The organism is Streptomyces piniterrae (assembly GCF_005048155.1).
Lineage (GTDB): Bacteria > Actinomycetota > Actinomycetes > Streptomycetales > Streptomycetaceae > Streptomyces > Streptomyces piniterrae.
The window spans coordinates 229,039-243,857 of the sequence record NZ_SUMB01000007.1 but is presented as its reverse complement, the minus strand read 5'-3'; the positions used below and the strand labels follow the sequence as shown (position 1 = coordinate 243,857).

11 protein-coding genes are annotated in these 14,819 nt (G+C 71.6%); 3 read left to right on the top strand and 8 right to left on the bottom strand.

The genetic code is table 11. The annotated features are described in order from the left end of the window. Positions 1-34: 34 nt before the first annotated feature. The 3 genes from FCH28_RS39735 to FCH28_RS21475 are packed head-to-tail and all read right to left on the bottom strand — an operon-like array spanning position 35 to position 6,227. A complete protein-coding gene (locus FCH28_RS39735) occupies positions 35-1,969 on the bottom strand; it encodes a helicase-associated domain-containing protein (protein ID WP_136741701.1) in 1,935 nt (644 codons plus the stop codon). Further along, a complete protein-coding gene (locus FCH28_RS21480) occupies positions 1,966-3,414 on the bottom strand; it encodes an SWIM zinc finger family protein (RefSeq protein ID WP_136741700.1) in 1,449 nt (482 codons plus the stop codon). Before FCH28_RS21480 ends, FCH28_RS39735 begins: the two co-directional genes overlap by 4 nt. Further along, complete coding sequence (locus FCH28_RS21475) at positions 3,411-6,227, bottom strand: DEAD/DEAH box helicase (protein ID WP_425471969.1); 2,817 nt, start codon at positions 6,225-6,227, stop codon at positions 3,411-3,413. Before FCH28_RS21475 ends, FCH28_RS21480 begins: the two co-directional genes overlap by 4 nt. A gap of 649 nt (positions 6,228-6,876) precedes the next feature. Between FCH28_RS21475 and FCH28_RS21470 the strand changes: the two genes are divergently transcribed. After that, a complete protein-coding gene (locus FCH28_RS21470; RefSeq protein WP_136741698.1) occupies positions 6,877-8,544 on the top strand; it encodes a UvrD-helicase domain-containing protein in 1,668 nt (555 codons plus the stop codon). A gap of 46 nt (positions 8,545-8,590) precedes the next feature. Next, complete coding sequence (locus FCH28_RS38690; protein WP_136741882.1) at positions 8,591-8,905, top strand: DUF6343 family protein; 315 nt, start codon at positions 8,591-8,593, stop codon at positions 8,903-8,905. An 87-nt stretch (positions 8,906-8,992) separates the two neighbouring features. On the opposite strand, the gene FCH28_RS21460 is transcribed toward FCH28_RS38690, so the two are convergent. From FCH28_RS21460 to FCH28_RS21445, 4 genes are all read right to left on the bottom strand, one after another. Next, a complete protein-coding gene (locus FCH28_RS21460) occupies positions 8,993-9,376 on the bottom strand; it encodes a tetratricopeptide repeat protein (protein WP_136741697.1) in 384 nt (127 codons plus the stop codon). A 153-nt stretch (positions 9,377-9,529) separates the two neighbouring features. Continuing rightward, positions 9,530-9,955 (bottom strand): cupin domain-containing protein, encoded by a 426-nt coding sequence (locus FCH28_RS21455; RefSeq protein ID WP_169314215.1) that lies wholly within the window; start codon positions 9,953-9,955, stop codon positions 9,530-9,532. Between the two features lie 23 nt (positions 9,956-9,978). After that, a complete protein-coding gene (coaE, locus tag FCH28_RS21450) occupies positions 9,979-10,569 on the bottom strand; it encodes a dephospho-CoA kinase (RefSeq protein ID WP_136741696.1) in 591 nt (196 codons plus the stop codon). 76 nt (positions 10,570-10,645) lie between these two features. Then, positions 10,646-11,593, bottom strand: coding sequence for a PAC2 family protein (locus tag FCH28_RS21445; protein WP_136741695.1), 948 nt, complete (start codon positions 11,591-11,593; stop codon positions 10,646-10,648). A gap of 381 nt (positions 11,594-11,974) precedes the next feature. Between FCH28_RS21445 and FCH28_RS21440 the strand changes: the two genes are divergently transcribed. Further along, positions 11,975-12,958: a right-handed parallel beta-helix repeat-containing protein gene (locus tag FCH28_RS21440; protein WP_136741694.1), complete on the top strand. Its 984-nt coding sequence runs from the start codon at positions 11,975-11,977 to the stop codon at positions 12,956-12,958. Between the two features lie 134 nt (positions 12,959-13,092). Here FCH28_RS21440 and rpsA read toward each other — a convergent pair whose 3' ends face one another. After that, positions 13,093-14,610: a 30S ribosomal protein S1 gene (gene rpsA / locus FCH28_RS21435; RefSeq protein WP_136741693.1), complete on the bottom strand. Its 1,518-nt coding sequence runs from the start codon at positions 14,608-14,610 to the stop codon at positions 13,093-13,095. Between the last annotated feature and the right edge of the window lie 209 nt (positions 14,611-14,819).

Below are 14,819 nucleotides of genomic sequence, written 5' to 3'. Positions count from 1 at the left end.
GAGGAGTGGTCGGGCGCGCGGCGCGGGCCGGTCGTCAGGCGCCGCTGCGCTGGGCGGCCTCCTGGTTCTCACCTGCGGGCCCCAGAAGGCGCCGCGCGAGGGTGAGCGCGGCGCCCGGGTCCCGGGCGGGGTTGGCGGGCCTGGTGCGGTGCGTGGGGAGGCGTTCGACGGTCGTGGTGCCGGTGTCGGACTCCAGGGCGGGGGCGTATCCCGCCGCGCGGAGGGCTTCCAGGGTGGCGGCCGGTGGACGGCCGCTGACCAGGACGGTCGGGGCGATGGCCCGCAGCCCGAGGTCACGCAGGGCGCGGTGCGCGGCGAGTTCGGCGACCAGGGCTTCGTCGTCGGAGCGGATGCAGCAGGCGGCGGGCAGGACGCGCATCCGGCCGTGGCTGCGGGCGGTGTCCTGGATGAGGTAGCCGAGCGGCTGCGGCAGGGCGCCGGTCACGGAGGCCGCGGTGAGGCCGTCGAGCAGGGTGTCGGCGGTCCGGCCGGTGTCCAGGGCGCGGCGTACGGACGCGGGGGTGAAGCGCCAGGTGACGGCATGGCCTTCGGACTCGCGGTCGGCCGAGGAGGCGAGCAGTTCGGCGAGGGCGGCGGCGGGGCGGCCGGGCACCACGGCGGTCAGGTCGGCCTGGAAATGGGCCTGTTCGAGGAGCGGGGGGAGCAGGTCGCGGAGCGGCTCGTCGAGGGACTGCGGGTCGGCGAGGAGCGCGCGGCCCAGGGGGGTGAGGGTGCCGTGGGCGGTCAGGCCGAGGTAGGCGGCTTCGTGCAGGGTGTGGGCGGCGCGGTCCTCGGCCATAGGCTGCCCGCTGATCGCGAGGGGCCGGTGCCAGGCGGCCGCCTTGAGCAGTGCCTTCAAGGGCGCGGTGCCGCGGTGTTCCTCGGCGGATGCCGGCTGCGGCAGCGGCGGTAGGGGTGCGTCGGCGCCGAGGGGGACGTCGGCGAGGGCGGCCAGAAGGGCGTGCCGGAGGGCGGGGGCGTGCCGGTCGTGTCCGCGGATGAGTGCGGTCGGGGTCTCGCCGAACGGGGTGTGGGTGGGGACGGCCCAGAGCGCGGACCAGGCGGCCAGGACGGGGGCGAGGCGTTCGCCGGGCGGGCGGGTGAGCCAGTCGTCGTAGGCGCCGGTGGGAAGCGCGGTAATGCCGGCGGGGGTGCGGGTCAGCGCGATCAGGTCGGCCGCGAGGGTGAGGTCGAGGAGGAGCCGGGTGTGCGGTTCGGTGGCGCCGGCTGCTTTGGCCAGCCGTTTGATCTCGCGGATGGCCAGGCCACCGGACTTGCGCAGCGCAGCGGGTTGCGTCGCCAGGGAGGCGAGGAGGCGTTCCACGGTGGCGGCGAGGGTCGCCGCGGCGGCCCGGGATTCGTCGTACGGCGAGGTCGGGGCGAGCGCGGGGCGGACTGCGGAGGCACCGGTGTCGTCGGGGGTGGGCCGCGGGGCGTGGGCGGCGAAGGGGCCGAGGTCGTGCGCGGCCAGGAGCTGGGGGATGCGCGGCGGGACGACGATGGTGCCGTCCCCGGCCGGGGCGGCGAGTCCGTCCTCGTAGAGGGAGCGCAGGGCGGTCTCGGCGGCGGTGCGCGCGGGGCCCGGTGTGGCGGCGCCGAGTGCGGCGTAGACGTCCTCGGGCGGGACGGGTTCGGTGGCCAGCTGCGGGAAGGACAAACGGTGCGCCATCAGGGACTGGTAGTCGGCTCCCGGGGCGGGGGCCGGTGCGGCGCGCCCGGCGCGCTCCTGGCTGATGCGCGCGGCGGCGGCGAGCACTTGGAGCCGGGGGTGGTCGAGGTGCAGCACCAGGTGGTGGAGGGTTTCGTACGACCACAGGGCACCGGCCAGACCACGGAGTTGGGTGGCTGCGGGCTGGCGGGCGAGCGGTTCGGCATGCCGGGTGAGGAGCACGGCGAGCTGCTCGGGGGTGCGCTGTGCGAGGGATCGGGTGAGTGTGTCGAGGCCTTCCACGGCCTTGAGGTTAGTCATCGCGCGAGCAGGGTGGTGAGGGCGCCTACGGGGTCGGGGTCCGCGGGCCCGGTGGGCCACCAGTCCTCGGCGCCGGGCTCGGATTCGTAGGGGTACCAGCGGCTGTCGTGGCCGAAGCGGAGCTGGATGCCGCGGTCGGGGTCGGTGAGGTGGTTGTGGCGCGGGCGGAGGGCCGGGAGGTCTGCCGCGAGGAGGGCGCCGCGGGCCCGGTCGAAGTCGCCGGCCGGGGGGTCCCAGGGGGTTTCGAGGAGCGCGAGCCCTTCGGGGCCGCCCTGGCGCCAGGCGGCGACGGCACGGGCCACGTCCGTGGGTGTACGGCCGGTGGCATCCGCGAGGTCGCGGAAGAGCGCTCGGGTGGTGGCGGTCAGTCCGGCGGTGGGATGGGCGGTGGCCGCCAGGCGGATGGCGTCCTCCCATGGGGGCAGCGCCGGGAAGGGGCTGGTGGTGGGCGGCCGTTGGGCGCCGTCAGCCCGGGTGCCGACGGCGGATACGCAGGCATGGGCGCGGGCCGCGGCGTCGGCGGCCAGGAATTCGAGGGCCGCGGGGTCGAAGGGGAGCCCGTCGGCGTCCGGGAGGGCCGGCGGTCTACCGGGGTGGCGGGGCACGGGCAGAGGGGGCGGAAGCGGCGGGCGAGGACGGTCTGCGAGAGCTGCGCGGGCGAGGACGCCTTGGGGCGTGACGTTCGTGGGGTATGCGTGCGCTCCGGGGGCGGTGGCCGCTGCGGGGGCGTCAGGGGTGTGCCCGGGGGTGGATCTTTCGGTGCCGGGCGGCGGCGACGCGACGAGGGTGTGGCCACGGGTCTCGCGGGCGGTGTGGGTGGCGTTGCGGCGGGAGAGCTCGTCGAGGAGCTCGCGTTCGCCTCGGCCGCGCATCAGCAGCAGGACGAACGGGTCCGCGTCCAGCAGGCGGGCCACCTGGAAGCAGAGCGCGGCGGCATGTTTGCAGGGACGCCCGTGGTCGGGGCACGAGCAGCGGGGGACGAGATCGCCCGGTCCCGGGAGGAGGCGCACCTCCTCCTCGGCCAGCGCGCTGGGCAGCTTCTTGGCCAGGAGGGCGGTGAGTTGGTCGGGCTGCGCGGCGATGGCGTCGAGGAGGTGGTCCCACTGCGTGTCGGAGAGGGTTCTGAGACGGACCTCCGCGCTGTAGGGGCGGGGCCTGCTGCCGCGTACGGTGGCGACGATGCGGCCCGGTGTGATGTTGATGGTGTCCACATGCCCGTCCCGGGCGTAGGTCCGGCCGCGGGCGAGCCGGGCGCTGTCGAGAGCCGTGGTTTCCAGGGCGTCCAGCCAGGCGCTTCCCCACCAGGATTCGGCGAACAGGCCGCGGGCGCCGCTACGGGCCGGCAGCGGCGGGAACGTACGCGAACGGTCCGCGCGGGCCAGCCGGTCCGCTGCGGCGGCGCGCCCGGTGGCGGCGTGCCGACCGGACGTCGGGCGAGGGCTCATGCGGGCCTCCTCAGGGAGACGAGGTCGGCGAGTTCGGCGTCCGACAACTCGGTGAGCGCGGTTTCGCCGCCGGAGAGCACCGCGTCGGCGAGGGCCTTCTTGGCGGCGAGGAGTTGGGCGATGTTGTCCTCGACCGTGCCCTCGGCGATCAGGCGGTGGACCTGGACGGGCTGGGTCTGGCCGATGCGGTACGCACGGTCGGTGGCCTGCTCCTCCACCGCCGGATTCCACCAGCGGTCGTAGTGGATCACATGGCCGGCCCGGGTGAGATTGAGGCCGGTGCCCGCCGCCTTGAGGGACAGCAGGAAGACGGGGTTCTGCCCCGACTGGAAGCGGTCGACCATCCGCTCCCGCTCGGCGACGGGCGTGCCGCCGTGCAGGAGTTGGGTCGGGATGCCCCGGGTGCCGAGGTGCCGTTCGAGGAGTCGCGCCATCCCCACGTACTGCGTGAAGACCAACGTGGCGCCGCCCTCGGCGAGGATGGTGTCCAGGAGTTCGTCGAGGAGTTCGAGCTTCCCCGAGCGGGCGGCCAGGCCCGGCGCGGCCTCCTTGAGGTACTGGGCGGGATGGTTGCAGATCTGTTTGAGGGCGGTGAGCAGCTTCATCACCAGGCCGCGGCGCGCGATACCCTCTGCCGCCTCGATCCGGGCGAGCGTCTCGCGGACGACGGCCTGATACAGCGCGGCCTGTTCCCGGCCGAGCGCCACCGGGTGGTCCGTCTCGGTCTTGGGCGGGAGCTCGGGCGCGATCCCGGGGTCGGATTTCTTACGTCGGAGGATGAACGGGCGCACCAGTGCGGCCAGCCGCTCCGTGGCCTCCGGGTCCTCGCCGCCCTCCACCTCTCGGGCGTGCAGCGCGCGGAAGGTCTTGAGGGGACCGAGGAGCCCGGGGGTGGTCCAGTCGAGGAGGGCCCACAGCTCGGAGAGGTTGTTCTCCACCGGGGTGCCGGTGAGGGCGATCCGGGCCGGGGCCCTGATGCCGCGCAGCGCCTTGGCCGTGGAGGATCTCGGGTTCTTCACATGCTGCGCCTCGTCGGCGACGACCCATGCCCAGGCGTGGGCGGCCAGTTGGGCCGCGCTGCTGCGCATCGTTCCGTAGGTGGTGAGGACGAAGCCGGCGTCCAGGTTGTCGAGGCTGCGGCCGGCGCCGTGGAAACGTCGTACGGGCGTACCGGGGGCGAAGCGCTCGATCTCGCGCTGCCAGTTGCCGAGGAGGGAGGCGGGGCAGACGACGAGGACGGGGGCGGTGGGGCGTCGGTGGAGGTACAGCGCGATGACGGTGATGGTCTTGCCGAGGCCCATGTCATCGGCGAGGCAGCCGCCGAGGCCGATCGAGGTCATGGTGTCGAGCCAGGCCATGCCCCGTAGTTGGTAGTCGCGGAGCGTCGCCCGCAGTCCGGGCGGCTGGGGCAGCGGGCGTGCGTCGGCGGTCAGGCGCCCGCGCAGGGCTGCGAGCACTCCCAGGGGCACCACCTCGACCTGTTCGCCGTCCACGTCGGTGGTGCCGCGGAGCGTCGCGGCGAGCGCGTCGACCGGCTCCAGGTAGCCCAGTTCGCGTTTGCGGGCCTTGCGTACGAGTGCGGGATCGACGAGTACCCACTGGTCGCGCAGCCGGACGACGGGGCGGTGCGACTCGGCGAGGGCGTCCATCTCCGCTTCGGTCAGTGGCGCCCCGTCCATCGCCACCTGCCAGCGGAATTGCAGGAGTTCCTTGGTGTCGAAGAACCCGAAGCCGTCCGCGGCCGACCCCGGTGCGGGGCGCAGCACCGCCGCCGCGGTCAGGCCGCGGGCCAGTTCCCTGGGCCAGTGGACGGCCACTCCAGCGGCGCCCAGCCGGGGCGCGGCCTCGCCGAGCAGCTCGCACAACTCGTCCTCGCTGAGCGGCAGTACGTCGGGCACGGGCCGCTCCAGGAGGCGGCCGAGCGGGGCCCAGACGCGAGCGGCACGGCGCAGCGCGAGGAGGGTGTCGACGCGGGACCGCGGGCCGAAGTGGTCGGGACCCGCGCCCTCCCACAGTTGGCCTGCATCGGTCACCAGGGTGGGGTCGGTGAGGCTGTGGACCTGCAGGACGGCGGCCGCCGCACTGCGCTCTTCCGCACCATCGCCGCCTGGCGAGACGTCTTGGCGGGTGTCGAAGAGCTTGTGCGGCGCCAGGTCGAGGCGCAACGACAGCCGGACCCCCGCGTCGACCCCGGCCGCGACCTCCGCGGCCCATTCCCGGGCGCGGGGCATGTGTTGTGGAGCATCCGCGGCGAAGGGGGCGCCGGCCACGAGCTCGGCGGCGGGGGTGCGCGGCAGTGCGTCGACGACCGCGTCCACGAAGAGTCGTACCAGCGTCACGGGGTCGTGCAGGTGGAGCGGGCGGCTGCCCGGGAGGGGCACCGCGTACGCCTCGGCGGGCATGGCCGCCGCGACGGCCCGGAGGTGGGCGATGTCGTCCGGGTCCAGCGGACCGGCGCGCCAGGCGTCGGTGTCCTCGGCGGTCAGCCCCGGGAGCAGCCTTCCTCGTGCGGCGAGGTGCAGGGCGTGCAAGGCGGCCGCACCCCAGCAGGCCGCGGCCGGGTGGGCGGTGGGGTCGTGCCGGGCGCGGACCAGCAGGGGTACGGCCTCGGCCAGCGGGAGCAGTACGGCGGGGACCGTGCGGCTGCGGGCGCCGTTTCCGTGGTGGCGGGCGACGGTGAGCTGCGCAGTCTCGGCGGCCGGTCCGCCGGCTCCCGCCTCTCCCCCGGGTCCGCCGTCCGGCAGCGGGCCGCCGTCGGGTTGCCAGAAGGCGAGCTTCCCGGCGCGGGGCGGCTGGGCGGGCAGGAAGACCACGGCGCAGCGGGCCGCAGCCGTGCCGAAGGAGGTGGAGTCCCCTTCGGCCTCCGGCCCGGCAACGGGCGGGACGCCCGTCGGCTGTGATGCCCTGGGTGCCACCTCCCACCGCCTCGCCATGCCGTCCCCTAGACCTTGTTCGTTCAGCGTCTGATCCCTCGGAGCCCGATGCCCCTGCGCCGGTGGTGGCGCCTGCCGCGTCTGCCGGGCCCGGCTCAATCTCGCGGCCCCGACCTGCGAGTCTACGGTCGTGCGCACTGCCCCTCCTGTGTCGCGTTCGGGCGACCACGCCTCCCCGCGGAGGACGGCCGGCAGATCATGGGATGTGTACCGATGGCCTTGCCGTGATGCGGGCTGATGACCCACCGCGAAGCGATGCCCATGCCGTCCACTCCCCCGTTTCGGTCCGGCCGTCGGCGGCGGTTCCGCCGCGGCGACCCTGCGTGAGATCGATGGAAGCAGACGGCACTGACAATGCGTCCCTCGCGCCGCCCTCCGCCGCTCGACGACGGCTTTTTCGGCTGGCTCAGGCAGGCTGGAGCAGAGTTATCCACAGCCCGCAGATCGCCTCTCGACATCCGCCCGAAATCCGTTACAGTGAGTGACGTCATCACTCTCGGTAATCAAGAAGTTTCGATGCGGAGCAATCATGAACATCCCCACAGCTGAGCAGGCGGCCGCGGCCGACGCCTTTCGAGCCGGCTCACCGCTCGTGATCCAGGCCGGAGCCGGGACAGGCAAGACGACCACCCTCGCCATGCTCGCGCACGAAGCGCAGCGGCAGCGCCGGCAGGGCCGATACATCGCCTTCAACAGGGCCATCGCGCGTGACGCCACCCGCACCTTCCCCACGGAAGTGGCCTGCGGAACCGCTCACGCCCTCGCCTACACCGCGGTGGGCAGGAGGTACGCGGCGCGGATGAACGCCCCTCGGCAATCGGGCTGGAGAACCGGCGCCGCGCTCGGCATCGAGGACGGGACGTCCGTACGCGTCGGAACACGCAACGTCAACAACAAGGCGCTCTCCTACACGGCCCTGCGCACCGTCACCCGGTTCTGCCAGTCGGCCGACAGAGAGATCGCACGCCACCACGTCCCACCTTTACGCGGAGCCGAAGCGGAGCCCCTGCACGAACAACTCGCCGGTCTCGTCCTCCCCTATGCACGCAAGGCCTGGGCGGATCTGCAACATCCGGACCGTGGCGTCGTCCGCTTCGAGCACGACCACTACCTGAAGATGTGGGCCCTGCGAGAGCCGATCATCCCCGGGGACTTCCTTCTCCTCGACGAAGCCCAGGACACCAACCCCGTTGTCGAGCAGGTCTTCGCGGCGCAGCGCGACCACGCCCAGCTGGTGCTGGTTGGCGACTCCGCGCAGGCGATCTACGGCTGGCGCGGTGCCCGCGATGTCATGACCGGATTCGACGGCCGGCAGCTCAGCCTCTCCCGTTCCTTCCGCTTCGGCCCGGCGCTGGCGGCCGAGGCCAATCGCTGGTTGACGATCATCGGCGCGCCGATCCGGCTGACCGGATCGCCTTTGCTGGAGACGGAGTTGAGCACGGTCCGCGAGCCACAAGCGATCCTGTGCAGATCGAACGTCGGGGCGATGGTCGAGGTGATACGGCAGCTGGAGGCGGACCGCCGGGTCGCGCTCGCGGGTGGCGGTGAGGCGCTGAGCGCACTGGCACGGGCCGCTCACGACCTGGATGCCGGGCGCCGTACCTCCCACCCCGAGCTGATGCTCTTCGAGACCTGGGCGGAACTGCGGGAATACGCCGAGTTCGACCCGGCAGGACGGGATCTTCTGCCACTGGTGGAACTCGTCGACGAGCACGGCACACAAGCCCTGCTCCGCGCCCTGGCCCGGCTCTCGCCCGAGGAAACCGCCGAGGTGACGGTGTCCACGGCACATCGCGCCAAGGGACGGGAATGGGAGAGCGTACGGATCGCGGACGATTTCACCGGCCCCGACGATCTCGACGAGCACGGCGAGGACGGCGCACCCCTTCCGGGGCCGATCGATATCGACGAGGCGCGCTTGGCCTATGTAGCGGTCACACGGGCCCGGTCGCGACTCGACATCGGCGGGCTGTCGTGGATCAACGCACACCCGGCGGGCGACCCTCGCCCCGCCGACGAGAAGCCCACGGAACGAGCCGACGCTCGCGATCGCGATCACGGAGGTGGTGGCGCGGGGGCCAGGACCGAATGCCGGAGCGGTGCGCCACCCGTCACAGCGAGAGTTACGCCGGCCGGCAGGCCGGGTGATCCGGCGGGGGTTACGGCGGGTGCTCGAACGACACGGAGGGACAGGTGACTGCAACACCGATCGGGAGGATCCTGGAGGTGGGAGATGGGTGCCGATGCGTACGGGAAATGAGCCCCTTCACGCACGCAGCCCGCTGAGGATGCGCTGTGGGCTGGCGCTGTGGGGGCTGCTGTGGGCCATCGCCGGAGCCGTGGCCTTCGCACTGGCAGGCCGACCGGAATGGGCGGCGGCGTGCGCCGCCCTGGCCATGCTGGCAGTCACCGACCTGGCCATGGTGATCCGGCACATTCACCAAGGACCGCACTACCAGCCCGGCAGGAACATACCCCCCTACGAACCTGACCGAGGCCGCAACGAAGCCTTCCGCAGATGGAACGCGGGCAACCGGAGAGGGGGAAACGCACCGTAGGGGAGCGGGGAGGGCGAGGCCTCCGGGCGCTGCGTAGCGCGGTCGACGTACTCCTGGATCTGGCGGCACCAGCCACCAAATCACCCCTCAGCTTTCGCCGTTGCCTGTTTCGTGCGTGAAGCGGGCGGCTTCGATGAAGTCGGGGCGTGGCTCGAGGGCCGCGGCGAGGCGGAAGTGGCGCAGGGCCTCCTCGGGGCGGTTGGCGCGTTCCAGGGTGCGGCCGAGTGCGAAGTGCGCGAACGCGTTGTCGGGCTCGCGTTCCAGCACGATCTGGAACTCAAGCTCCGCAGGACGCAGTTGGGCGGCGAGGAAGAAGGCGCGGGCGCGCAGCAGCCGGGCAGCCGTGTTCTCGGGGTGCGCGGCGATGACCGAGTCCAAGAGCCGGATAGCACCGCGTGGGTCGCGGGCCTCCAGCAGATGCTCCGCGGCGCGGAAGTCGATGACATGCGTCTCCGGGGTGCGCTCGGGCACGACCGTCTCCTCTCCCTCGCCAGCCGGGCAGACTTCCGCCGCCCGCCGGCGTCACGTGCGGCACAACAATCCCATCGGCCACCGCATTCCCCCGGCGGATCGGCCCCAACCTGCCGGGGTTTCCCGCGGGCTCCAAGGGCCGGGAACCGCGCCCTACAGGCTGATGTGGTACGCCTTGCGCAACGTCTCGTGCACGGTCCACCGCGTGCGGTCGCCCTCGCGCAGGACACAGGCGTCGCCCGGCCCCACCTCGAGCACCGGCCCGCCCTCGACCTCGATCGTGGCGCGTCCGCTGACGACCACGAACAGCTCGTTGGCCTCGGTGTCCGTCACCACGCCGGGCGTGATCTGCCAGATGCCGCGGATCTGCCGTCCGTCCGGAGACTCCCAGAGCACCTTGCCCGTCACCACGGGCTCTCCGGAGACGATCTGGTCGGGGGCCAGGGGGTCCGGCTCCAGCTCGGTGTCCGCGAGGCCGGAGATGTTGACGACGAAGGACTCGGGAGCCTTGGAGCCAAGATCCGTAGCACTCGGATCAGTGGCACTCGGATCGGCAGCGCTGAGATCGGTAGCGGTCATGGCGGTGAGGCTACCGCCCGGCCTCACGCGCCCCGCAGGCGCTCCCACACCGCGCGGACCTGGGGCTCCAGTGCCTCCAGCGGGCCGTCGTTGTCGATGACGAGGTCCGCGACCGCGAGACGCTGTTCGCGGGTCGCCTGGGCCGCCATCCGAGCCTTGGCCTCGTCCTCCGCCATTCCGCGCAGCCGTACCAGCCGGTCCAGCTGGGTCTCCGGGGCGGCGTCGACGACGATGACCAGGTCGTAGAGCGGCGCCAAGCCGTTCTCCGTCAGCAGCGGCACATCGTGCACCACCACCGCGTCCGGCCCGGCCGACACCTCCAGTTCGGCCGATCGCACGCCCACCAGTGGGTGCACGATCGCGTTCAGCGCCTTCAGCTTCTCCGGGTCGGCGAAGACGATCCCGCCGAGCTTCGGCCGGTCCAGGCTCCCGTCGGGGGTGAGTACGCCGTCCCCGAACTCCTCGACCACCGCCGCGAGTCCGGGTGTCCCCGGCTCGACGACCTCGCGGGCGATCCTGTCCGCGTCCACGATCACCGCGCCGTACGACGCCAGCAACCGCGAGACCTCGCTTTTGCCCGCGCCGATTCCGCCGGTCAGCCCCACCTTCACCATGGGCCCACGCTATACGGTCCCGGAAACGTCGGGGTCACCGACTTCGGGACCTTCGGGAGCTGCTGACCCCGCCGCGTCAGACCCCGCCCCCGTCTCCCTCCCGCTCCGCCAGGAAGCGTTCGAATTCCCTGCCGATCTCGTCGGCAGAGGGCAGTTCCACCGGCTCGGCCACCAGGTTCCCCCTGGTCTCCGCGCCGGCCACCGCGTCGTACTGATGCTCCAGTCCGCTGACCAGCGCCACCAGCTCTTCGTCGCCCTCAGAGATCTGCCGTTCGATCTCCTCCTGCGTCCGCAGCGCCTCCGTGCGCAGCGAATGCGCCGCACTGGGCAGCACCAGCCCCGTCGCGGCCGTTACGGCCTCCAGGACCGTGAGCGCGGCATCCGGGTAGGCGGACCGCGCGATGTAGTGCGGCACATGCGCCGCCACACCCAGGACGTCGTGTCCCGCCTCGGCCAGCCGGAACTCGATCAGCGCCTCCGCGCTGCCGGGCACCTGCGCCTCGTCGAAGAAGCTGGCGTGCCCGGGCATCAGGTCGATGCGGTTGCCGTGCGGGGTGATGCCTACGGGGCGGGTGTGGGGGACGCCCATCGGGATGCCGTGGAAATTGACCGAGAGCCGAACGCCGAGCCGCTCCACTATCTGGCGCACCGCGGCCGAGAAACGCTCCCACTCCACATCGGGCTCGGGGCCGGACAGCAGCAGGAAGGGCGCCCCCGTGGCGTCCTCCACGAGGCGCAGCGCGATGCTGGGCGTCTCGTAGCTGGTCCAGCGGTGGTTCTGGAAGGTGAGCAGCGGGCGACGGGCGCGGTAGTCGATCAGCCGGTCGTGGTCGAAGCGGGCGATGACGCGGTGCGTCAGGCCGCCCAGCAGCCGTTCCACGATCTGGTCGCCGGTCTCGCCGGCGTCGATGTAGCCGTCGAAGTGGTACAGCAACACCAGCCCGGCGGAGTCCCTGGCCGCGATGGCCTCAACCGCCGCGAGCCCGCTCGGCTCCCATTCGTACAACCCCTGGGGATCCAACACAGTGACCGCTCCTCCTCATGTCCGTGTGCAAGAACGCCCAGCGCCGCTCCCGCATTCCCGGGCGTCCTCACGGTCCTGCAGCGCCGCCTTCGAGCGCCTGTCGCGGAGTCGAGATCGCGCCACGTTGCCGGGCGGCGACGCCGTTTGGAACGGCCCCTGGCCCCGGGCGACCCCCAGCGAATTCACATCACTGAACGGCCATACCGCATAGGCGAGTTGCAGCATCCCTTCACCGAAGCCGACCCGGCACCCTCCCCGGCCTCAGGCCCAATCCCCCAACCCAGCCCGGAACCTTGACGCCCCTTCTTCGCGCGCCTACCTTCACGACCACCCTCGCGATTCACATTCCCGCCCAACGTTCATATACAGAAAGGCAGTTGAATGCGCACCGGACCCCTCCTGACCGTGTCGGCCGCCGCATTGCTGGCAGCCGGCACAGCCCTCACCGTCACGCCCACCGCGACAGGCACCCCCCGCCCCTCCCCCGCCCGGGTGGTCGACGTGTCGACCGCGGCCGAGCTCAAGGACGCGCTCGCCGCCGCCAGGCCAGGCGACACCATCCAGCTCGCCGACGGCACGTACAACGGGAACTTCAAGACCTCCGTCGCCGGCAGCGCGGCATCCCGGATCACCCTCACCGGCTCGTCGAAGGCCGTTCTCACCGCGGGCGGCGGCTATGGGCTACATCTGAACGGCGCCTCGTACTGGACCGTCGAAGGGATCAACGTCACCGGCGGCCAGAAGGGCATCATGATGGACGCCGCGAACGGTGTCGTCATCGACTCCGTCACCGTCCACGACCTGGACATGGAGGGCGTGCACTTCCGCAAGTCCAGCAGGAACGGAGTCATCAGGAACTCCACCATCCGCGATACCGGCAAGGACGGCAGCGGTATGGGCGAGGGGGTGTACGTGGGCAGCGCGGGCGGCACCGACGACAAGAGCGACAACGTCCAGATCCTCGGCAACACCATCGGCCCCGGTGTCGGCGGCGAGAACATCGACATCAAGGAAGGTACGACGGGCGCGCGGATCAGCGGGAACACCTTCGACGGCGGCGGGCTGACCGGAGCCCACTTCGACGATTCCTGGGTCGATGTGAAGGGCAATGGCGTCGTCGTCGAGAACAACACCGGCCGCCACACCACCAACAACGGCTACGAGACCCACAGCCAGCAGTCGGGCTGGGGCTGCGGCGCGGTCTTCCGCGGCAACCGGTCCGATCTGAGCGGCGCGACAGGCTCCGGCCAGTACGGATTCAACGTCACCAACTACGACGCGTCGGAGTGTCCCGTCACCATCGCCGGCGACAACACCGTCACCGGGGGTCGTGGCATCGCCAACCCGGGCGTCCCGGTGGGCTGACCGACGCCCGCCCGGACGCACGCGCCCGGGGCCCGGGACGCGTCGCAGGATATGCCGAAGGCCCGCTCCCCAGAGGGGAACGGGCCTTCGAGCTGGCTTTCGCCTATCGGCTAGTGCCTAGCGGGTGAGCCTTTTCAGCTCTGGCCGCCGGCCAGCTTCTCGCGGAGCGCCGCCAGGGCCTCGTCCGACGCCAGGGCGCCGGAGTTGTCCGCCGACTCCGAGGAGTACGAGCCACCGGAGACCTGGCCGCCGCCGGCCTGGCCGCCACCCTGCGCCGCCGGCGCCGCAGCGCCCTCGGCCGCCGCCTGCTCGTCGGCCTCGCGGGACTTGATGACCTGGGCCTGGTGCTGCTCGAAGCGCTGCTGCGCCTCGGCGTACTGGTTCTCCCAGGCCTCGCGCTGGCTCTCGTAGCCCTCGAGCCAGTCGTTGGTCTCGGGGTCGAAGCCCTCGGGGTAGATGTAGTTGCCCTGGTCGTCGTAGGACGCGGCCATGCCGTACAGGGTCGGGTCGAACTCGACCGCCGACGGGTCGGCACCGAAGGACTCGTTGGCCTGCTTCAGCGAGAGGCTGATGCGGCGGCGCTCGAGGTCGATGTCGATGACCTTGACGAAGATCTCGTCGTTGACCTGGACAACCTGCTCCGGGATCTCGACGTGGCGCTCGGCCAGCTCGGAGATGTGGACCAGGCCCTCGATGCCCTCGTCGACGCGCACGAACGCACCGAAGGGAACGAGCTTGGTGACCTTACCCGGGACGACCTGACCGATCTGGTGGGTCCGGGCGAACTGCTGCCACGGGTCTTCCTGGGTCGCCTTGAGCGACAGGGACACGCGCTCGCGGTCCATGTCGACGTCCAGGACCTCGACCGTGACCTCCTGGCCGACCTCGACGACCTCGGAGGGGTGGTCGATGTGCTTCCAGGACAGCTCGGAGACGTGCACCAGGCCGTCCACGCCACCCAGGTCCACGAAGGCACCGAAGTTGACGATGGAGGAGACGACGCCGGAGCGCACCTGGCCCTTCTGGAGGGTGGTGAGGAAGGTCTGGCGGACCTCGCTCTGGGTCTGCTCCAGCCAGGCACGGCGGGACAGGACCACGTTGTTGCGGTTCTTGTCCAGCTCGATGATCTTGGCCTCGAGCTCCTTGCCCACGTAGGGCTGGAGGTCGCGGACGCGGCGCATCTCGACCAGGGAGGCCGGGAGGAAGCCACGGAGGCCGATGTCGAGGATGAGACCACCCTTGACGACCTCGATGACGGTACCGGTGACGATCCCGTCCTCTTCCTTGATCTTCTCGATCGTGCCCCAGGCACGCTCGTACTGAGCGCGCTTCTTGGACAGGATGAGGCGGCCTTCCTTGTCCTCCTTCTGGAGAACCAGGGCCTCGATCTCGTCACCGACGGCAACGACCTCGTTGGGGTCGACGTCGTGCTTGATCGAGAGCTCGCGGCTCGGGATCACACCTTCGGTCTTGTAACCGATGTCGAGCAGGACCTCGTCCCGGTCGACCTTCACGATGACGCCGTCGACGATGTCGCCGTCGTTGAAGTACTTGATCGTCTCGTCGATCGCGGCGAGGAAGGCTTCCTCGTTACCGATGTCGTTGACCGCAACCTGCGGGGTGGTGGCGGTGGTCTCGGTGCTGCTCGTCATGTGGGAAAGGGCTCCGGTGCGGACATTGAAGTCGTAGGTACTGCTACGCCGAGAGCCGGAATCGCCTCTGCATAAGCCAGACAGCATCAGGCGCACCCTCCGGATGCCCCGCGAAAACCCGGAGCAACCCGAAACGCCTCGAAAACCGAGGGGACATACATACAGATGCGAGCGCGGCCTGCTCCGTCTGAGGCGCGCAAGCCCGCAGC